Genomic DNA, 19386 nt, shown 5'->3' with positions numbered 1-19386 from the left:
TTTCACGTCAAATTGCGGCAAACATGATGCCCGACACGAAAATAACGCTCTGGGATGATCGGGGTTCCGCGGGCATTTGCATAGCTAAATTGCATAGCTCGCCGCGGCACCGACGTCGTTGCACAACCCACTCGAAGTAGCGGAGCGATGGATTGCTCGTCGCTTTCGCTTCTCGCATGACGAGGAGAGTTCCGAGTTTATGTTTCGAGTAGTTCGTAGGATGGGTTTCGCTTCGCTCTACCCATCCTACGAAGGCGTCTGCCAGACTGTTACCGCAGTTCGAAAAACGACAAGGGAACAGAACGATCGGGCGACTGTTTTCGGCAAAACAGCAATGGAGTCGACCATGGCCGAACGCCGGAAGACCACACGCCCACGGAAGACCGCGGCCCGCAAAAGCAGCCGTACGACAACCGCGAAGAAATCTTCGCCAAAGCGATGGTCGCAACGCGTGACACGGGAAAGCGACGCGCTCGATCTGAAGCGCGGCGTCTTCAAGCCAACCAGCGCGAGGAAAATCGCGGCATCGCTGAAGCGCTCCGCGGAACACAGTTCGCGCCGCAAGTCGGGCGCCTATCGTTCGGCGCTGTCGATGCTGACGTTCTACATCAATCGCGCCGGAAAGACTTTGCCGAAGACCCAGCGCGCTCGACTGGAGCGCGCGAAGGTCGAGCTGAAGCATCAGTTCGGGAGGGAGTAGTCCGTAGGGTGGGCAAAGCGAAGCGTGCCCACCATTTGGGTGAGCGTTCGGTGCTCGATGGTGGGCACGTCGCTGACGCTCCTTTGCCCACCCTACGAGATCAACACACTGCGAACGCAGGGGCGACAGCGATGGATGCGCTCTACGCCGCCCTGATATTCGCCATGAAGCGGTCGAGCTCTTCGCGGAGGCGCGTGCTTTCGCTCGACAGCGTGCGTGCCGAATTCAGCACTTCCTCGGAAGCCGCGCCGGTTTCGGTCGCGCCGCGATTGACGTGCATGACGTTGGTTGCGGCCTCCTGCGTGCCTTGCGCGACGTTCTGGACGCTGCGCGCGATTTCCTGCGTCGCCGAGCTTTGCTGCTCGACGGCGCTCGCGATCGTCGAGGCGATGTCGGAGATCTTTCCGATGGTGCCGCCGATCTCCTTGATCGCGGCGACCGATTCCTGCGTCGCGCCCTGCATGCCCGAGATGTGATTGGAGATCTCGTCGGTCGCTTTCGCAGTCTGGCTGGCGAGCGACTTGACTTCAGAGGCGACCACGGCAAAGCCGCGGCCGGCATCGCCGGCGCGGGCGGCCTCGATGGTGGCGTTCAGCGCCAGCAAATTGGTCTGCTCCGCAATCGCCGTGATCAGCTTGACGACGTCGCCGATGTCCTGCGCGGCGCGCGACAGCTTGCCGATCCGTCCGTCGGTCTGTTCGGCCTGACGGACGGCCGCCTCCGCGATCTGGCTGGATTCCTTGACGCGCCGCCTGATCTCGTCGACGGAGGCCGACAGCTCCTCGGTCGCTGACGCTACCGACTGCATGTTGGTGGAGGCTTCTTCCGAGGCGCCGGCAACCTGGCTCGACAGGCTCTGGGTGGTCTCCGCGGTCCGCGTGAGTGTGCCCGCCGCCGACTCGAGCTGTACGGCTGACGAGGACACGTTGGCAACGATCGCGCCAACCGCCGCCTCGAATTCGTCGGCGAAACGAATGAGTTCGGCGCGGCGTGCGGCACTCGCCGCCTTGTTCTGCGCTTCCTGGGTGGCGGCGTCGCGCTCGGCGCGCGCAATAGCCTGAATCTTGAACTCCTCGACCGCACTCGCCATCTCGCCGAGTTCGTCCTTGCGGCCAAGACCAGGCAGCACGACTTCGAAATTGCCGCTGGCGAGTTTGCGCATCGCGTTGCACATCGCCGTCATCGGCCTGGAAATGCCCTTGCCGAGGAAGAAGGCCCAGGCGCAGCCGAGCAGGAAGCCGCCGGCGGCGAGGATTGCGATCAGCCGTTCGGTCTCGCCGATGGTCTCATCCGATTCGGCTTCGAGCCGTTTCTGATCGGCCAGCAAGTCCGACTTCATCGCGCCCGAGCCCTTGTTGATGGCGGCGGCCGATTCCGTCATTTCCAGCGTCAGCTCATCGATCTCCTTGGCATTATCGATCAGCTTGGCGAGCGACGCCCGGTATTCCTCCAGCATTCCCCCGACTTCCTTGATCCCCTCAAGGATCTTTTCGTTTTTCGACGAAATCGCCTTCAGCGAGTTCTCGACAAATTTCAGGCGCGCCAATGCACTGGCTGCGACCGTCTTATCCGAATTGACTAAGAAAGTATTGGCGAGCGCGGTCACCGCCTGAAACTGCTCGGTCACCTTCTTCGTCCCGAGCGTGATCACCGGCATTTCGTCATCCTCGGCATTACTCGGGAGATCGTCGAGCTTGTAACGCAGCGAGTTGCCGGTGCGCGTGAGCTGGTTTTGCGCGATGCGCGCGCTCTCGTCCTTGACCTTGAGGATGTCGGCGAAAATCTTGGTGAAGGTGCGGAATTCCCGCTCCAGCTTTACGATCTGCTCAAGCCGTGTCGAGTTGGTGGTTGCCTTCATCGAGGCCGTGATCGCGTCCTTCAGGCTGGCTTCCGCGGTCAGCGCCACCTTGCCGTCCTCTTCCTTTCCGGTCGCCACGAAATAGCGGGCGAGCGAGCGATAGGAGATCAGTTCGCGGTCGATATCGCGCGACAGATCCGCCTCCAGCACGCTGCGCCGGTAGGAATCCACGCCGGCGGAAACACGTTCGAATCCGAGATAGGCGAACCCCAAGCTGGCGGCCGAAATCGCCAGCACGACGGCAAAGCCGAGCATGATCTTGGCACGGAACCGCAGGGTTGGGAGCTTGAAAGACGAGCCGCTACGCTTAAAGAATCGCACGTCACACCCCGTTTTCGTTCTGAAAAACAGGCATCGGAGGCCCAGCCCCCGATCCGGTGCGCAAACTTAAGGCAGAATGGATAAGGGTGGGTAAACTCGGGAAAGGTTGGCAAGGGGGTGCTTACACCCTCCCCTGGAGGGGTCCGAGACGAGCGAAGCTCGCTCGTGGGTCGACGCGAAGCGGCGGGGTGGGGTGACGGTCTCTCCACATCCAACAGTGCCCGAGTGGAGAGATCACCCCACCCCGTTTCGCATTTCGCTTCGCTCCATGCGAACCGACCCTCCCCCTCCAGGGGAGGGTAAGAAAATTCGCACCGCGAGTCGCTGCGCGCCAGCGAATGTCATCACAATGACAGCCCCACCCAAAATCCTAGTTGCAAGTTCCCTCTCCCGTGTTTCTAATTGGAATAATTATAAAACATCGGGAGGTACCACGCGTGTCTACAGTCAAGCTGACCGTGAACGGCAAGGCCGTCTCGGCCGAAGTCGAAGACCGGACCCTGCTCGTCCATCTCCTGCGCGACCATTTGAACCTGACTGGCACCCATGTCGGCTGTGACACCAGCCAGTGCGGCGCCTGCGTGGTCCATATCGACGGCCGGGCGGTAAAATCCTGCACCGTGCTGGCCGGCCAGGCGGCGGGCTCGAACGTCACCACCATCGAAGGCATCGCCAAAGGCGACGAACTGCACCCCATGCAGGCGGCGTTCCGCGATAATCACGGCCTGCAGTGCGGCTACTGCACCCCGGGCATGATCATGTCGGCGATCGATATTGTGCACCGCCACAGCGGCGCGCTCGACGAGGAAACCGTCCGGCAGGAGCTGGAAGGCAACATCTGCCGCTGCACCGGTTACCACAACATCGTCAAGGCGGTGCTCGATGCGGCCGGGCGCATGAAGGTCGCTCAGGCGGCGGAATAGAAGCCGCCGGCCAGCAATTTTTCGAATTCGGCACCGCGTTTCGATGGAAATGGCGGAAACAATAACTCCGGTTGGGAGGACAGGACATGGGCGTTGAAGGCATTGGCGCAAGCGTCGTGCGCAAGGAAGACCGCCGTTTCATTACCGGCAAGGGCCGTTACGTCGACGATATCAAGCTGGTGGGCATGACCCACGCGCACTTCATCCGCAGCCCGCATGCGCATGCCAAGATCAAGAGCATCGACACGTCGGCGGCGATGAACATGCCGGGCGTGGTCGGCGTGCTGACCGGCCAGCAACTCGTGGACGACAAGATCGGCAATCTGATCTGCGGCTGGGCCATTACCTCCAAGGATGGTACCGGCATGAAGATGGGCGCATGGCCGGCGATGGCGCCGGAGACCGTGCGTTTCGTCGGCCAGGCGGTCGCGGTCGTGGTCGCCGAGACCAAGAACCAGGCCAAGGACGCGGCCGAGGCCGTGGTCGTCAATTACGAGGAATTGCCCGCCGTTCCGGACATTCGCGCCGCGATCGCGCCGGGCGCGCCGCAATTGCACCCGGAAGCCCCGGGCAACGTGATCTATGACTGGGTCATCGGCGACGAGGGCGCGACCGATGCCGCCTTCAAGTCCGCGGCCAATGTGGTCTCGCTCGACATCACCAACAACCGGCTGGTGCCGAATGCGATGGAGCCGCGCGCGGCGATCGCGGAATATAACGAGCCGGAAGAGCATTTCACGCTCTACACGACCTCGCAGAATCCGCATGTCGCTCGCCTCGTGCTGTCGGCGTTCTACAACATCGCGCAGGAGCACAAACTACGCGTGGTGGCGCCCGACGTCGGCGGCGGCTTCGGCTCGAAGATTTTCATCTATCCTGAGGAGATGGTGGCGCTTTGGGCTTCCAAGAAGGTCGGCCGTCCCGTGAAGTGGACCGGCGACCGCACCGAGGCCTTTTTGACCGACGCCCATGGCCGCGACCACCTCACCAAGGCGGAGATGGCGCTCGACAAGGACAACAAGGTCACGGGCTTGCGGGTCAAGACCTACGCCAATCTCGGCGGCTACATGTCGCTGTTCTCCTCCTCCGTGCCGACCTATCTCTATGCGACGCTGCTGTCGGGCCAGTACAACATCCCCAACATCTTCGCCGAAGTGATCAGCGTCTACACCAACACCGTGCCGGTCGACGCCTATCGCGGCGCGGGCCGGCCCGAAGCAAGTTTCGTGGTGGAACGATTGATGGAAACCGCGGCGCGGCAGTTGAAGGTCGATCCGGCAGAGTTGCGCCGCAAGAACTTCATCACGCAGTTCCCGCATCAGACGCCCGTGATCATGGCCTATGATATCGGCGACTTTAATGCCTCGCTCGATGCGGCGATGAAGGCGATCGATTATGCGGGCTTCGCAGGCCGCAAGGCGAAAGCCAAGTCCGAGGGCAAACTCCGCGGCATCGGCGTCTCCTGCTACATCGAAGCGTGCGGCATTGCGCCGTCAAAGGCCGTCGGCAGTCTCGGCGCCGGCGTGGGTCTATGGGAATCCGCCGAAGTCCGCGTCAATCCGGTCGGTACCATCGAAGTCCTGACGGGATCGCACAGCCACGGCCAGGGTCATGAGACGACCTTCTGCCAGCTCATCGCCGAACGCCTGGGCATTCCGATCAGCCAGGTGCAGATCGTCCATGGCGACACCGATAAAGTGCAGTTCGGCATGGGCACCTATGGCTCGCGCTCGGCCGCCGTCGGTCTCACGGCGATCCTGAAGGCGATGGAAAAGGTCGAAGCCAAGGCCAAGAAGATCGCGGCACATCAGCTCGAGGCGTCCGAAAACGACATCGTCATCGAGAACGGCGAGTTCAAGGTCACCGGCACCGACAAGTCGATCGCGCTGCCGATGGTCGCGCTCGCCGCCTATACCGCGCACAACCTGCCCGACGGCATGGAGCCGGGCCTGAAGGAAGGCGCGTTCTACGACCCGACCAACTTCACCTTCCCGGCCGGCGCCTATATCTGCGAAATGGAAGTCGATTCCGCGACCGGAAAGACCTCCTTCGTCAACTTCGTGGCGGCGGATGATTTCGGGCGGCTGATCAATCCGATGATCGTCGAAGGCCAGGTCCATGGCGGTCTCGCCCAGGGCATCGGCCAGGCGCTGCTGGAAAACGCGGTGTACGACTCATCGGGTCAACTCCTGACGGCGTCGTTCATGGATTATGCCATGCCACGCGCCGACGACCTGCCGTCGTTCAAGCTGTCGCACACCACGACGCTGTGTCCGGGCAATCCGCTCGGCGTCAAGGGTTGCGGCGAAGCCGGGGCGATCGGTGCTTCCGCTGCCGTGATCAACGCCATCACGGACGCGATCGGCAACAACAAACTCGAAATGCCTGCGACGCCGGATCGCGTCTGGCATGCGATCCACGGCTAACGAGGGAGGACACACCATGTACCAGACCACTTACCACCGCCCTTCCTCGGTCGACGAAGCCGCTGCGACATTCGCCAAGGGTTCGGACTCGAAATATCTGGCCGGCGGCCACACGCTGATCCCCGTGATGAAACAGCGGCTGGCTTCGCCTTCCGATGTGATTGATCTCGGCAAGATCAAGGAGCTGGTCGGCATCGAAGCGTCGGGTGACACGCTGACGATCAAGGCGGCCACGACCTATTTCGACATCATGCAAAGCGCAGATGTGAAAAAGTCGATCCCCGCGATCGCCTACCTCACCTCGATTCTCGGCGATCCCGCCGTGCGCCATCGCGGCACGATTGGTGGCTCGATCGCCAATAACGACCCGGCGGCGGATTTCCCCGCAGCCCTGGTTTCGCTTGGTGCGACGGTCAAGACCAACAAGCGTTCGATATCGGCGGATGATTTCTTCAAGGGCCTGTTCACGACGGCGCTTGAGGACGGCGAGATCATCACCGCCGTGTCGTTCCCGATCCCGGCAAAGGCGGGCTATGCCAAGATGCGGCAGCCAGCCTCGCGTTTCGCGCTGACCGCCGTGTTCGTGACCAAGACCAAGGCGGGTGACGTCAGGGTCGCGGCGACTGGCGCGTCGCAAGATGGCGTCATGCGGGTGTCGGCGATCGAAGCGGCGCTGAAGGCGAACTGGTCGGCGGGCGCGATCGACGGCGTCAAGGTTTCCGCCGACGATTTGATGAGCGATATCCATGGAACTTCGGATTACCGTGCCAATCTTGTGAGGGTAATGGCACAGCGGGCGGTAACCGCGGCGGGCTGATCAGCGCCTGAACGCAACTTTGATGCGAGCGGCGCGCAGCAATGCGCGCCGCTTTCGCATTTGGTCCGATTCTCGGGAAAAGAAGCTTGCAACGGTCTCGCTTCGGCGGGACAAATTAGCTAATCAACTAATTAAGACGCTTCCTGCGACGCCGCCCTTGGGAGAGAAAAAACGTGCTCGACAAACCAGCCCCCCAATCCGATACCCGCACCTCCGGCCCGCTCGCCGGTTTCCGCATCGTCGAATTCGCCGGCATAGGTCCCGGTCCCTTCGCCTGCATGCTGCTGGCGGATATGGGCGCCGAGGTCGTTACGCTTGACCGCGTCGGCGCGGCTAAGAACCTGAAGGCGGTCGCGGTGCGCGGTCGCAAGGTGATCGAGCTCGATCTGAAGGATAAAGCTGCCATCGCGCAGGTCCTCGACCTGCTTGCCGGTGCGGATGCGCTGATCGAAGGTTTCCGGCCCGGCGTGATGGAACGTCTCGGCCTCGGCCCGGACGTCGTGCTCGCGCGCAATCCAAAGCTGGTCTATGGCCGCATGACCGGTTGGGGCCAGGAAGGCCCGCTTGCTAACGCCGCCGGTCACGACATCAACTATATCTCGATCACCGGCGCGCTTGCCGCCATCGGGACGAAGGAAAAGCCGGTGCCACCGCTCAACCTCGTCGGCGATTTCGGCGGTGGTGCGCTCTATCTCGTGGTCGGCGTGCTTGCCGCCATGCTTGAAGCCTCGAAGTCCGGCAAGGGCCAGGTGGTCGACGCCGCGATGTGCGACGGCGCGGCATCGCTGATGTCGATGTTCTTCGACATGCGCGCGATGGGGCGCTGGACCGAGGGCCGCGACCAGAACTTTCTCGATGGCGGCGCGCATTTCTACGGCGTCTATGAGTGCTCCTGCGGCAACTTCATTTCGATCGGCTCGATCGAGCCGCAATTCTACGCGCTGCTGCGCAAGCATGCCGACCTGACCGACGCCGACTTCGATGCGCAGATGGACCGCAAGGCGTGGCCGGCGCTGAAGGAAAAGCTGACGAAGGTATTCAGGAGCAAGTCGCGCGAGGATTGGTGCAAGATCATGGAAGGCACCGACATCTGCTTCGCGCCGATCCTGACCATGGCGGAAGCGCCTGATCATCCGCACATGGCGGCGCGCAAGGTGTTTGTCGAGCGCCACGGCGTAACTCAGCCCGCGCCCGCGCCGCGTTTCTCACGCACGCCGTCGGCGATCCGCGAGCCGGTGACGGCGAATATCGGTGAACTCACGAGCGCGTGGAAGAGATAAGATAGATTCGTAGGGTGGGCAAAGGCGCACTTGCGCCGTGCCCACCATTCCATCGTTCCGATAGAGCTAGATGGTGGGCACGCTTCGCTTTGCCCACCCTACAAACCTCTACGCTGCGTTCCCCACCTTCAATACACCCCGGCGAATCTGATCCTCCTCGATCGATTCGAACAGCGCCTTGAAATTGCCCTCGCCGAATCCGTCGTCGCCTTTGCGCTGGATGAACTCGAAGAAGATCGGCCCGATCGCGTTCGCCGAAAAGATCTGCAGCAGCACCTTGGTGTGGCCGCCTTCGACGACGCCCTCGCCGTCGATCAGAATGCCGTCGCGCTGCAGGCGGGCGACGTCCTCGCCATGCTGCGGCAGGCGCGCGTCGATCTTCTCGAAATAGGTATCCGGCGGTGCCGGCATGAACGGCAAACCATCTGCGCGCAATGTCTCGACGGTAGCGTAGATATCCCGCGCGCCGCAGGCGATGTGCTGAATGCCCTCGCCGCGATAGATGTTGAGATACTCCTCGATCTGTCCGGAATCGCCGGCATCCTCGTTGATCGGAATCCGGATCTTGCCGTCGGGGCTGGTCAGCGCGCGGGACAACAGGCCGGAAGCGCGGCCCTCGATGTCGAAGAAGCGGATCTGGCGGAAATTGAACAGTTTTTCGTAGAAGCCGGTCCAGACGTCCATGCGGCCGCGATGGACGTTGTGGGTGACGTGATCGATGTAATACAGCCCCGCGCCGGCGGGACGTGGGTCCTTGGCATCCAGCCATTCGAACTCGATGTCATAGGCCGATCCCTTGGCGCCGTAGCGATCGACGAAATAGAGCACGCTGCCGCCGATGCCCTTGATGGCGGGAACGTCGAGCGTCCTCTGCGCGGAAGAAATATCGGCGGGCTCCGCACCAAGCGAAAGTGCCCGCTCATAAGCCTGCTGCGCATCGACCACGCGAAACGCCATCGACGGCGCGCAAGGCCCATGCGCCGCGACGAAGCCATGACCGTGGGTGCCGGGTTCTTCGTTGACAAGATAGTTGATGTCGCCCTGGCGATAGACCGTGATCTTTTTGGTCTTGTGGCGGGCGACCGGCGCATATCCCATCAGCTTGAACAGCGCGTGCAGCTCTTCAGGCTTCGGGTGGGCATACTCGACGAATTCGAAGCCGTCGGTGCCCATCGGATTGTCGGCGCTGATGGTGGCGGCCGGCGCGTCATGCGGAAACGGACCCATGGCGGAATCTCCCGAAAATTGATCTGGATCAATATCCGTCGAAACGGCTGCAAAGTGTATGCAAACGGGCCTGTGTTCAGCTATTATGTTGCACGATCCGTGCATGAAAGCGGTGGTTTCCGCATGATATCCGTAGACGCGTTCGACCTCAAAATGCTCGCCGCCCTGCAGGACGACGGCCGGCTGACCAACCAGCAGCTCGCCGACCTCGTCGGCCTGTCGGCCTCGCAGTGTTCGCGGCGGCGGATGCGGTTGGAAGAGGAAAAGGTGATCGCGGGCTATCACGCCGACCTCGCCGGCGAAGCCCTCGGCTTCAACCTGATCGCCTTCATCCACATCACGCTGGCGACGCATTCGCCCGACAACGCCAAAAAATTCCGTGAGCTGGTCAACCGGGTCGACGATATCCAGGAGGCCTACTCGCTGACCGGCGACGCCGATTATGTCTTGAAGGTGGTGCTGCGCGACCTCAAGGATCTCTCCGGCCTCGTCAACGACGTGCTGATGCCGCACCAGAGCGTGGCGCATGTGCGCTCGTCGATCGTGCTGGACCGGCTGAAGGAGAGCGCGAGGTTGCCGCTCAAATCCTGACATGGCCCAATTCGAGGGAAATTTGGCATTCGCGTTTTCCCTCCGATTTGCGATGATCTCGCGGAATCAGACCACGAGGCGACGATGGCGCTGCAACTCCGGCCGAACTGCGAATATTGCGACAAGGACCTGCCGCCGAACGCGACGGACGCGCGGATCTGCTCCTACGAATGTACGTTCTGCGCGGACTGCGTCGATACCAAGCTGCACAATGTCTGCCCGAACTGCGGTGGCGGCTTTGAGCGGCGGCCGATCCGGCCCGCGACCGAGCGGCGGCCCGGCGTGTGCGTTACCAAACAGTTGCCGTCAGACAAGCGGGTGCATTTGAAGTACAGCGTGGAGGATACTGCCGCGCATTCGGCGAGGCTCAGGGATATTCCGCCGCAGGATAGATGAGCAAAATGCCGTAGGGTGGGCAAAGCGAAGCGTGCCCACCATCTTACGGCTCGATCGGTGATGGATGGTGGGCACGTCGCTTCGCTCCTTTGCCCACCCTACGGCAACTACGAATCTCGCAATGACGGAGACAGTCACTCCGCCGCCAGAATCGTCCCCTCGACTTCGCCGAAGCCGACACGATAGCCATCGCCCTGACACCAGCCGCGCATCACCAGCGAATCGTCGTCCTCCAGGAACGTCCGTTTCACGCCCGTGGCCAGCTCCACCGGTTCGGTGCCGTTCCAGCTAATCTCCAGAAGACTGCCGCGCTGATCCTTTTCCGGGCCCGAGATGGTGCCGGACCCCAAGAGATCGCCGACATTCATGGCGCAGCCGCTTGAAGCATGGTGCACGAGCTGCTGCACCGACGACCAGTACATGTACTTGAAATTGGTGCGGCTGATGTTTTGGGCCGCATTCATCTGCGCCGCCCGCAAGCCGACCTCAAGCTGCATGTCGTAATTGTTCGGCTGCATTTGCTGCAGATAGGGCAGCGGCTGCGGGTCCTGCGCGGGACCGTGCAATCGAAATGGCTCCAGCGCCTCGCGCGTCACCACCCATGGGCTGATCGAGGTCGCGAATACCTTGGCCTGGAACGGCCCAAGCGGCACATATTCCCACTGCTGGATGTCACGCGCGCTCCAGTCGTTCAGGATCACGAAACCGAAGATCATTTCTTCGGCCTGCTTCTCGGTGAGCATTTCGCCCATCACCGAGGGCTGGCCGACGACCACGCCCATTTCGAGTTCGAAATCGAGCCGCTTGCACGGCCCAAAACTCGGCACGTCGGCGGTGGGCGGCTTCAATTGCCCGCGCGGACGGCGCACTGGTGTTCCGCTAACCACGACGGTGGAAGCGCGGCCGTTGTAGCCGATCGGCATGTGCAGCCAGTTCGGCTGCAGCGCGTTGTCCTTGCCGCGGAACATCACGCCGACATTGGTGGCGTGCTCCTTCGACGAATAAAAATCCGTGTAGCCGGAGACGGCGAATGGCATGTGCAGTTTTGCATCGGCCATCGGCACCAGCGCACGCTTGCGAAGTTTCTCGTTGTCACGCAGTTCCGGATGATCGTGCCGCAAAAGCTCGCTGATCCGCGCCCGCGTGCTCGACCAGACCTTTGGCCCCAGCGCCATGAACGGGTTGAGCTGGGGGGCGGCAAACACCGCCGGCTCGACGACATCGAAGCGGCAATCCTGTGCGAGCTGCCAGAGATCCAGCACGTAATCGCCGATCGCGACTCCGACGCGCGGGGCGAGCCCGTCCTTGGCGGAGAATACGCCGTAGGGGAGGTTCTGGATCGGGAAATCGGACGTCGGCGCGACGTCGATGAAAGAACGGAGTTTGGGATCGTTGGGATGGGGCATGGTTTTCCCGATGTAGCTTGGCGGTTTTCTTTCACCCTCCCCTGGAGGGGGAGGGTCGGCTCGCATGAGCGCAGCGAAATGCGAGGCGGGGTGGGGTGATCTCTCAACTCGGGCACTGTTGGAGGTGGAGAGACCGTCACCCCACCCCGCCGCTCATTTCATGAGCGTCGACCCAAGAGCGAGCTTCGCTCGTCTCGACCCCTCCACGGGAGGGTAAGAGATCACGGCTTGTTCGGATCGAACCGTTTCTCAAGACCCTTCCAACAATCCGCGTAATCATCCTGCAAGGTCGCCGACTTCGCCGCATGCGCAGTGACGCGCTGCGGGTATCGCGTCTCGAACATGAACGCCATCGTGCCGGTCAGTTTCACCGGCTTCAACTCGCCATTGCTGGCGTGATCGAACGCCTGACGGTCCGGGCCGTGCGGCAGCATCATGTTATGCAGCGAGATGCCGCCCGGCGTAAAACCCTGCGGCTTGGCGTCGTAGACGCCGTAGATCAGCCCCATGAACTCCGACATGATGTTCATGTGATACCAGGGCGGACGGAAGGTGTTTTCGGCGACCGCCCAGCGCTCCGGAAAAATGACGAAGTCGATGTTCGCGGTGCCGGCGGTTTCCGACGGTGAGGTCAGCACCGTGAAGATCGAGGGATCGGGATGGTCGAAGCCGATGGCGCCGACCGGCGAGAAGGTGCGCAAATCGTATTTATAGGGCGCGTAATTGCCGTGCCACGCCACCACATCGATCGGCGAATGCGGCAGCGTGGTCTTGAACAGCGAGCCGCCCCATTTGACGTAGAGCTCGGTCGGTGTGTCCTTGTCTTCATAGGCAGCCACAGGCGTGAGGAAGTCGCGCGAATTGGCGAGGCAGTTGGCGCCGATCGGTCCCCGTTCGGGCAGCGTGAAGGCGCCGCCGTAGTTTTCGCAGAGATAGCCGCGCGCCGGGCCGCCCGGAATCTCGACCCGGAATTTCACACCGCGCGGAATGACGGCGATCTCGCCCGGCTCGATATCGATGCGGCCGAATTCGGTGACGAGGCGCAGATTGCCTTGCTGGGCCACGAACATCATCTCGCCGTCGGCATTGTAGAAATGCTGATCGACCATCGGCTTGGTGATGAGATAGACATGCGCTGCCATGCCAGCCTGGGTATTGGCGTCGCCTGCGGTGGTCATGGTCTGCACGCCCTGCAGGAAGGTCATGTCCTCCCCAGGGATCGGCGCCGGATCCCAGCGGAGCTGCGCGATCGGCAGTTCATATTCATGGCAAGGCGCGGTGCGCCACAGCCCCGCATCGGCTTTGGCAAAGCGCCCCGAATGTTTCACCGACGGGCGGATGCGATAAAGCCATGAGCGCTCGTTGCTGCCGCGCGGCGCGGTAAACGGCGAGCCTGACAATTGCTCGGCATAGAGCCCGTAGGCGCAGCGCTGCGGCGAATTGCGTCCCATCGGCAGCGCGCCGGGCAAGGCCTCGGTCTCAAAGCTGTTGCCGAAGCCGGACATGTAGCCCGGGGTCAACTGCGCGGTGCTTCGAACGATCGCATCAGGCGAGGTGTTGATATTCATGGTCATCCTCCTTGCAGGGCGGCCCACATTTCCTGGTCGCGCTTGTCGGTCCAGATTACGGGATCGTCGATCCCCGACGCTTCGTCGAACGCGCGCGAGACGTTGAACGGCAGGCAGTGCTCGTAGATGGCAAAACTCGAAAACTTCGGATCCATCACCTCGCGCGTCGCGGCCATGGTTTCTTTCAGCGTGCGGCCCTTGGCGACCGAGCTTTCTGCCGCACCATAAAGCGAGGTGACGAAGTCGCGCGTCATCGCGATCGCGTCGCGCCCGGTCGAGAGACCCTTCAACGCATCGCCGCGGCCCGGCGCGATCGCTTTCGGGTTAAAGGCGCGGATTTCATTCAACGTGGCAGGCCATTCGCGCAAATGCGCGTCGCCGCAATAGCAGGCCGAGTGATATTCGATCAGATCTCCGGAGAACATCACTTCGGCATCCGGCACCCAAGCCACGATGTCGCCCGACGTGTGCCCTGCGCCGAGTTGCATCAGCCGCACCTCGCGTTTTCCGAGATAGATCGACATCTCGCCTTCGAAGGTCAGGGTCGGCCAGGTCAGGCCGGGAATGCTCTGCGCATCCTGGAACAGACGCGGAAAGCGGCCATATTCGGAATCCCAATCCTGTTGCCCGCGCTCCTCGATCAGCCGGTGGGTTTCCGCAGACGCCACGATGCCTTGCGCCTTATAGGCGGAAGCGCCCAGCACGCGCACGGCGTGATAATGCGACAGCACGACATATTTGATCGGCTTGTCGGTAACGGTGCGAACGCGCTCGATCACTTTATTCGCCATCGCCGGTGTCGACTGCGCGTCGAACACCAGGCAGCCGTCGTCACCGACGATGATCGCGGAGTTCGGATCGCCCTCGGCGGTGAACGCGTAGAGATCAGTGCCGATTTCGGAGAAGGTGATCTTCTTCTCGGCGAGATCTGTGGTGGACGCGAAACCTTTGGCCATCAATTCGATTCCTGACTTCGTTCGAGACGTGAATTATTGCTGCTGTTGTTGCTGTTGCTGGCTCGCATCGAGCATCCGCCGCTTGGCGAGCGCGATGGCCTCGTTCAGCACATCGAGATCGCCGATGTGGTTGGCCAGCACCAAAACCAGCGCCGCGTCGAGATCGGCGCTTTGCGCCTCGCTCAGTCTGCGATGCGCCTCGACGACGGCGCGAAATGCGTCGTCAGGCTTGGCAAAGTTCGAACTGGTCGACAGCGCCATGACAAAACCTCAGTTCAGGCCGGACGCGCGCGACAGCGCCGCATCGACGGCCGATCGTGATGGCTTGCGGAAACGCGCCGCGACATAGCCATCAGGCCGCAGCAAATAGGCAGAGCCCGGTTCGGCATCGTAACGCGCCGCGGCAATGCCCGCGGCATCGGTCAAGCCGCCATCGCCGCCAATGCGGATGGCACCCACTCCTTCAGGCACTTCCGCAGCCGCACCATTGCTAAACTCCAGCAGCGTGAACCGCGTTCCACTCTTGATGAAGGCATCCGTCAGGAACATCGGCTCACCGTTTGCGGCGACGACCGGCGCATCCAGCATCGACGCGCCGGGCCGCGGGCCACCGCGCCACGCGTCGCTATCGGCGGTCGACAGCAGCGTGTCGTAGACCGACGGCACCGACAGCCGTCCCCCATTGACCATGCGCTTGCCGAATTCGGTTTCCTTGGCGAGCGACAGCACCGCCTTGCGCAACCGCGCCTCCTGCGCCGTCACCGGCGCCATGAAGTCCGTCGAGCGGGTGGATTCGCGGATGTTCTCGTCGGCGGCAGCGCTGCGTTCGATGTGGTAGCTCTCGAGCAATGCCTCGGGCGATGTTCCCCGCAGCACGCGATCGAGCTTCCACGCAATATTTTCGGCGTCTTCGAGGCCCGAATTGGCGCCGCGGGCGCCGAACGGCGAGACCTGGTGCGCGGCATCGCCGGCAAAGATCACCCGGTCATGGACGAACCTGTCCATCCGCCGGCACTGGAATTTGTAGAGTGAGATCCACTCAAAATCGAACTTGTCATGCCCGAGCATGCGCGCAATGCGCGGCCGCACGTTTTCCGGCAGCTTTTCGATTGCGGGATCGGCATCCGGACTGAGCTGCAAGTCGATCCGCCAGATTTCGTCGGGCTGCTTGTGCAACAGCGCGGAGCGTCCGGCATGGAATGGCGGATCGAACCAGAACCAGCGCTCGGTCGGAAACGCGGCCGTCATCTTGACGTCGGCGATCAGGAACTGATCCTCGAACACTTGCCCTGCGAATTCCGCACCCACCATTTGTCGCAGCGACGAGCGCGCGCCGTCGCAGGCGATAACGAAGCGCGCGCTCAATTGGTAGGGGCCGTCAGGTGTTTCGATCGTCAACAGGACCTGATCGTTGCGCGGCTCCAGCCCTGTCACCTTGTTGCGCCAGCGCAGATCGATCGACGGAAGTTCCCCAACGCGATCGACCAGGTAGGCTTCGGCATAGAATTGCTGCAGATTGATGAAGGCGGGCCGCTTGTGACCCTGCTCCGGCAGCAGATTGAACTGGTAGAGTTGCTGCTCGCCGTGAAAGATCTTGCCGACGCTCCACACCACGCCCTTGTCGACCATGCGCTGGCCGATGCCGAGCCGGTCCCAGAATTCGAGCGAGCGTTTTGAGAAGCAGATCGCCCGCGAGCCCTCGCCGATGCGGTCGGCGTCGTCGAGCAGCACGACGGATTGGCCGCGCTGCGCCAGATCGATCGCCAGCGACAGCCCCACGGGACCAGCGCCCACCACGACGATCGCGTGTTCAGCCAGGTTCGCACCCGTCCGATCCTGATCGGGGTGGCGGCGATAGCCGAACTGGGTTTTAGTCTGCGCCATGCGGGCTCACCCCGTGACTAGCCAAGGGCGTGCGACCCTGCTAAATTAGTCGCATCTGCAACTATCTTAAACCCCGGGCCGGGTCCGGCGTCAACTCAAATCGAGGCGATCCTTGCCAAAAGCGTCTTCAAGCGAAGTAGCCATCGATTCGCGCGATGAAAGCGCGTCCAAGAAAGGCACCCGACTGGATCTCTTTGGATTCGTCCCGTTCCGCCTCAATCGGCTCGCGGCGGAAGTCAGTTCCGCGCTCTCCGTCGAATATGCGGCTCGCTATGGGCTCGACATTCCGGAATGGCGCGTGCTGGCGACGCTCGGCTTCCGCCACGACGCCTGCAGCGCGCAATACATCGCCCACTGCACCCGCACCCATAAGTCCACCATCAGCCGCGCGGTCACGTCGCTGATGAAGCGGCAGATCATCGAGCGCGTCGAGAATGAGGACGACCGCCGCGAATTCCGCCTGCGCCTGACGCGCAAGGGAGTAACGCTTTACGAAGAACTGATCCCGCGCCTGTTGCGCAAGGAGCAGGAAATCCTGTCAGGCCTCTCCACGCAGGAGCGGCGCGATTTCGCACGGCTGCTCGGCAAGATCGAGCAGAGCCTCGATCTGGTGCAGACCAGCGAAGAGGCGGATGCGAAGGAAGCCTACTGAGTAGCTCACTTCACTGCCGTCACCACGATCTCCACAATGTGCGGCGGTTCGAGATCGACGCCGATGCAGGCGCGCATCGGCGGATTTTTGGCATCGACCCATTCGTCCCAGGCGCGGTTCATCTCGCCTTTTCGCTTGATGTCGGTGATATAGACGATGGCCGAGAGGATCTTGCTCTTGTCCGTGCCACACAGCGCGAGGCTTTCGTCGATGCGGGCGAGCGCCTTTGCGCTCTGCTCGTACATCGAGGAACTGACCGGATCGGGCGCGACCGCCACCGTGAAAACCAGATCGTCGTGAGCGACGGCGCGGCTGCGGGTGGGCGTGAGCCCGGCAAAGCGATGGATCATGATTGTCTCCGTTTGGATCTAAGCTCCATTGCGATCGCCAATATGCTTCGCGATGACAGGGAAATAATTATCCCCTGAGCCGGCATCGATGGCTTCCTGCAACACCGTGCCGATCAACTCCGCGCCGCGAATTCTTAATCCGGCGTCGGTTGCCAGTTCCAGCGCATAGGACAGATCCTTCAGCGCATATTCGGTCGAAAACGCGCGCTCCGGGAAATTGCCCGGCACGATCGCCTTCATGCCGTGATTGCGTAGCGCAAAACTGTCAGCCGAGCCCTTTGAAAGCGTATCGAGCAGCAGCTTGGGATCGACGCCATTATGTTTGGCGACCGCGACCGCCTCGGCGAGTGCGTTGACGGTTTCGAACAACACCATGTTGTTGAGAATTTTGGTGACCTGCCCCGCGCCGACCTCGCCGCAATGGGTGACGTCGGTCGCAAAGCAGCGGATCAATGGCTCGATATCGGCGTAAAGCGCCGGCGTTGCGCCAACCATCACGCTGAGCGTGCCGTCCTGCGCCGCCTGACGCGTACGCGCGATCGGCGCATCGGCCCAGGCCGCGCCTTTTGCCCGCAACTGCCCGGCAAAATCGCGGGTCTGGCTGACCGACGACGTCCCGAGATCGACGACGACCTGCCCACTCTGGATGTTCCTGAGAATGCCGTCGCCTTCGAAAACCGCGCGCACATGTTTGGCGCTCGGCAGGCACAGGAACAGCAGCTCGCTTTGCTTGATGACGTCGGCAACGGAGGCCGCGACGTCGGCACCGTCGGCCCGCAGCCGCGCCAATGGCTCCGGCGACAGATCAAAGGCAAGGACGCGCCTGCCGCTCTTCTTCACGAGATTCCGGCAGATCGGCTCGCCCATCACGCCGAGGCCGATGAAGCCGACAGTCCTGTATTCCGACATTGTTTTTCTTGAGCCTATTTCACGAACGAGCGTGACGGCGCGAGGTGCAGTGCGAACGCATCGACCTTGTCGCTGGCACGCGGATAGATCTCGCTGACGATCGGATCGTGGCCGGGGATGAAACGGTCGGGATGGCCGGCCAGCCGCTCGACGATTTCCCAGCCCTGCGCCATGTCGCCGACATTGTAGACGATCGGAAACGGGCTGCGCTTTTGCAGATTGGCATAGTAATGCGCCGCGTCCGACGCCAGCACCACCGGCCCGCGCGCCGTTTCCACGCGCACCACCTGCAACCCGTCGGAATGGCCGCCGACGCGATGCACCGTCACGCCGGGCGCGATCTCGCCATCGCCGGAATGGAAGGTGACGCGCTCGCCATAGACATGACGCACCATCGTCGTGACGTGCTCGACCGAAAACGGATGCCGCAGCATGCCGTTGCACATGCATCGCCCGGTCGCGTAGCTCATCTCGCGGTCCTGCAGATGAAACCGCGCATTCGGGAAGCGATCGAGATTGCCGGCGTGGTCATAGTGCAAATGGGTGACGATCACGTCGCGAATGGTGTCGGCGGCAACGCCGAAATTCGCCAGCGCGTCGACCGGATTGAGCGTGAGCTTGCGCGCGCGCGCCTTCGCCTCTTCGGCATTGAAGCCGGTATCGACCAGTATGTCGCGGCCGCCTCCCCGGATCAGCCAGACAAAATAATCCAGGTCCTGCGCCGTGGTCTCGTGCGGATCGGGGATCAAAAAATTCAAATGGGGGGTGCGCGGCGACATCGTCGCATAGCGCAGCGCGTAGATTTCGTAGGCATTTCCCATCGGTGTCACTTTTTTCTTGGATGTTTGAATTGGCCGATCCCGGCAACAAGCCATTGTCATCCGCAAAGGTCAAACCCCGATGGCGAATGACAGCCGCGCGACGGCGCGGAGCGCTATGTGAGACGGATCACATTGCCGACCGGCGTCGTCGCCAGCAATAGTGGCCGTGCACCGATAGAGCCGACGGCACCAGCGTGCTGATATCCCCCTTTCGCAGAGTATGACGGTCATGTCGGACGCAAAGCCCGGCATATGCGCGAAAGGGTTGTCGGCCTGATCGGGAACCGTTTGCACCGGCCAA

General features: G+C 62.1%; 18 protein-coding genes. 8 read left to right on the top strand and 10 right to left on the bottom strand.

Going from position 1 to position 19386, the window contains the following annotated elements:
* Positions 1 to 346: 346 nt before the first annotated feature.
* The gene (locus IVB22_RS15115; RefSeq protein WP_247518127.1) at positions 347 to 700 is read left to right on the top strand and encodes a DUF3175 domain-containing protein; all 354 of its coding nucleotides are present in this window, start codon (positions 347 to 349) and stop codon (positions 698 to 700) included.
* A 142-nt stretch (positions 701 to 842) separates the two neighbouring features.
* Here IVB22_RS15115 and IVB22_RS15110 read toward each other — a convergent pair whose 3' ends face one another.
* Positions 843 to 2813 (bottom strand): methyl-accepting chemotaxis protein, encoded by a 1971-nt coding sequence (locus IVB22_RS15110; RefSeq protein WP_247518319.1) that lies wholly within the window; start codon positions 2811 to 2813, stop codon positions 843 to 845.
* 503 nt (positions 2814 to 3316) lie between these two features.
* Between IVB22_RS15110 and IVB22_RS15105 the strand changes: the two genes are divergently transcribed.
* The 4 genes from IVB22_RS15105 to IVB22_RS15090 all read left to right on the top strand — a co-directional run bounded on the left by IVB22_RS15105 (position 3317) and on the right by IVB22_RS15090 (position 8325).
* Positions 3317 to 3802, top strand: coding sequence for a (2Fe-2S)-binding protein (locus tag IVB22_RS15105; protein WP_247518126.1), 486 nt, complete (start codon positions 3317 to 3319; stop codon positions 3800 to 3802).
* Between the two features lie 86 nt (positions 3803 to 3888).
* Entirely contained in the window at positions 3889 to 6228 is a 2340-nt protein-coding gene (locus IVB22_RS15100; RefSeq protein WP_247518125.1) for a xanthine dehydrogenase family protein molybdopterin-binding subunit, read from the top strand.
* Between the two features lie 16 nt (positions 6229 to 6244).
* Positions 6245 to 7045: a xanthine dehydrogenase family protein subunit M gene (locus IVB22_RS15095; RefSeq protein ID WP_247518124.1), complete on the top strand. Its 801-nt coding sequence runs from the start codon at positions 6245 to 6247 to the stop codon at positions 7043 to 7045.
* A gap of 173 nt (positions 7046 to 7218) precedes the next feature.
* Entirely contained in the window at positions 7219 to 8325 is a 1107-nt protein-coding gene (locus IVB22_RS15090) for a CaiB/BaiF CoA-transferase family protein (protein ID WP_247518123.1), read from the top strand.
* 108 nt (positions 8326 to 8433) lie between these two features.
* Here the strand turns inward: IVB22_RS15090 and hppD are convergent, their stop codons facing one another.
* Complete coding sequence (gene hppD / locus IVB22_RS15085) at positions 8434 to 9552, bottom strand: 4-hydroxyphenylpyruvate dioxygenase (RefSeq protein WP_247518122.1); 1119 nt, start codon at positions 9550 to 9552, stop codon at positions 8434 to 8436.
* Between the two features lie 123 nt (positions 9553 to 9675).
* Between hppD and IVB22_RS15080 the strand changes: the two genes are divergently transcribed.
* Together IVB22_RS15080 and IVB22_RS15075 are read left to right on the top strand one after the other, a co-directional pair.
* Positions 9676 to 10143: an Lrp/AsnC family transcriptional regulator gene (locus IVB22_RS15080; protein WP_247518121.1), complete on the top strand. Its 468-nt coding sequence runs from the start codon at positions 9676 to 9678 to the stop codon at positions 10141 to 10143.
* Between the two features lie 84 nt (positions 10144 to 10227).
* Complete coding sequence (locus tag IVB22_RS15075) at positions 10228 to 10539, top strand: DUF1272 domain-containing protein (protein ID WP_247518120.1); 312 nt, start codon at positions 10228 to 10230, stop codon at positions 10537 to 10539.
* Between the two features lie 134 nt (positions 10540 to 10673).
* Here IVB22_RS15075 and fahA read toward each other — a convergent pair whose 3' ends face one another.
* From fahA to IVB22_RS15050, 5 genes are all read right to left on the bottom strand, one after another.
* Positions 10674 to 11945: a fumarylacetoacetase gene (gene fahA, locus IVB22_RS15070; protein WP_247518119.1), complete on the bottom strand. Its 1272-nt coding sequence runs from the start codon at positions 11943 to 11945 to the stop codon at positions 10674 to 10676.
* A 221-nt stretch (positions 11946 to 12166) separates the two neighbouring features.
* Positions 12167 to 13513, bottom strand: coding sequence for a homogentisate 1,2-dioxygenase (hmgA, locus tag IVB22_RS15065; RefSeq protein ID WP_247518118.1), 1347 nt, complete (start codon positions 13511 to 13513; stop codon positions 12167 to 12169).
* Between the two features lie 2 nt (positions 13514 to 13515).
* Complete coding sequence (locus IVB22_RS15060; RefSeq protein WP_247518117.1) at positions 13516 to 14469, bottom strand: MBL fold metallo-hydrolase; 954 nt, start codon at positions 14467 to 14469, stop codon at positions 13516 to 13518.
* 33 nt (positions 14470 to 14502) lie between these two features.
* Positions 14503 to 14730: a DUF2783 domain-containing protein gene (locus IVB22_RS15055; protein ID WP_247518116.1), complete on the bottom strand. Its 228-nt coding sequence runs from the start codon at positions 14728 to 14730 to the stop codon at positions 14503 to 14505.
* Positions 14731 to 14739: 9 nt separating this feature from the next.
* Positions 14740 to 16353: an FAD-dependent oxidoreductase gene (locus IVB22_RS15050; protein WP_247518115.1), complete on the bottom strand. Its 1614-nt coding sequence runs from the start codon at positions 16351 to 16353 to the stop codon at positions 14740 to 14742.
* Between the two features lie 142 nt (positions 16354 to 16495).
* On the opposite strand from IVB22_RS15050, the gene IVB22_RS15045 reads away from it, so the two are divergent.
* Positions 16496 to 17005, top strand: coding sequence for a MarR family winged helix-turn-helix transcriptional regulator (locus tag IVB22_RS15045; RefSeq protein WP_374207543.1), 510 nt, complete (start codon positions 16496 to 16498; stop codon positions 17003 to 17005).
* Positions 17006 to 17010: 5 nt separating this feature from the next.
* On the opposite strand, the gene IVB22_RS15040 is transcribed toward IVB22_RS15045, so the two are convergent.
* The 3 genes from IVB22_RS15040 to IVB22_RS15030 are packed head-to-tail and all read right to left on the bottom strand — an operon-like array spanning position 17011 to position 19085.
* Positions 17011 to 17355, bottom strand: a complete 345-nt coding sequence (locus tag IVB22_RS15040) for a RidA family protein (RefSeq protein WP_247518113.1) — start codon at positions 17353 to 17355, stop codon at positions 17011 to 17013.
* Between the two features lie 18 nt (positions 17356 to 17373).
* Positions 17374 to 18264, bottom strand: a complete 891-nt coding sequence (locus IVB22_RS15035) for an NAD(P)-dependent oxidoreductase (protein ID WP_247518112.1) — start codon at positions 18262 to 18264, stop codon at positions 17374 to 17376.
* A gap of 14 nt (positions 18265 to 18278) precedes the next feature.
* Positions 18279 to 19085, bottom strand: a complete 807-nt coding sequence (locus IVB22_RS15030; RefSeq protein WP_247518111.1) for an N-acyl homoserine lactonase family protein — start codon at positions 19083 to 19085, stop codon at positions 18279 to 18281.
* Positions 19086 to 19386: the final 301 nt, after the last annotated feature.

The sequence above is a fragment of the Bradyrhizobium sp. 190 genome (assembly GCF_023073415.1).
In the GTDB taxonomy this organism is placed as follows: Bacteria; Pseudomonadota; Alphaproteobacteria; order Rhizobiales; family Xanthobacteraceae; genus Bradyrhizobium.
This window is presented reverse-complemented; position numbering and strand designations above follow the sequence as displayed.

Excerpts from the sequence above, each read along its gene's own strand:
- IVB22_RS15095 (WP_247518124.1), top strand. The coding sequence starts at position 6,245 with ATGTACCAGACCACTTACCACCGCCCTTCCTCGGTCGACGAAGCCGCT.
- IVB22_RS15115 (WP_247518127.1), top strand. The coding sequence starts at position 347 with ATGGCCGAACGCCGGAAGACCACACGCCCACGGAAGACCGCGGCCCGC.
- IVB22_RS15100 (WP_247518125.1), top strand. The coding sequence starts at position 3,889 with ATGGGCGTTGAAGGCATTGGCGCAAGCGTCGTGCGCAAGGAAGACCGC.
- fahA (WP_247518119.1), bottom strand. The coding sequence starts at position 11,945 with ATGCCCCATCCCAACGATCCCAAACTCCGTTCTTTCATCGACGTCGCG.
- IVB22_RS15040 (WP_247518113.1), bottom strand. The coding sequence starts at position 17,355 with ATGATCCATCGCTTTGCCGGGCTCACGCCCACCCGCAGCCGCGCCGTC.
- IVB22_RS15050 (WP_247518115.1), bottom strand. The coding sequence starts at position 16,353 with ATGGCGCAGACTAAAACCCAGTTCGGCTATCGCCGCCACCCCGATCAG.
- IVB22_RS15075 (WP_247518120.1), top strand. The coding sequence starts at position 10,228 with ATGGCGCTGCAACTCCGGCCGAACTGCGAATATTGCGACAAGGACCTG.
- IVB22_RS15030 (WP_247518111.1), bottom strand. The coding sequence starts at position 19,085 with ATGGGAAATGCCTACGAAATCTACGCGCTGCGCTATGCGACGATGTCG.
- IVB22_RS15060 (WP_247518117.1), bottom strand. The coding sequence starts at position 14,469 with ATGGCCAAAGGTTTCGCGTCCACCACAGATCTCGCCGAGAAGAAGATC.
- IVB22_RS15110 (WP_247518319.1), bottom strand. The coding sequence starts at position 2,813 with ATGCTCGGCTTTGCCGTCGTGCTGGCGATTTCGGCCGCCAGCTTGGGG.
- IVB22_RS15035 (WP_247518112.1), bottom strand. The coding sequence starts at position 18,264 with ATGTCGGAATACAGGACTGTCGGCTTCATCGGCCTCGGCGTGATGGGC.
- IVB22_RS15080 (WP_247518121.1), top strand. The coding sequence starts at position 9,676 with ATGATATCCGTAGACGCGTTCGACCTCAAAATGCTCGCCGCCCTGCAG.
- IVB22_RS15055 (WP_247518116.1), bottom strand. The coding sequence starts at position 14,730 with ATGGCGCTGTCGACCAGTTCGAACTTTGCCAAGCCTGACGACGCATTT.
- hppD (WP_247518122.1), bottom strand. The coding sequence starts at position 9,552 with ATGGGTCCGTTTCCGCATGACGCGCCGGCCGCCACCATCAGCGCCGAC.
- hmgA (WP_247518118.1), bottom strand. The coding sequence starts at position 13,513 with ATGAATATCAACACCTCGCCTGATGCGATCGTTCGAAGCACCGCGCAG.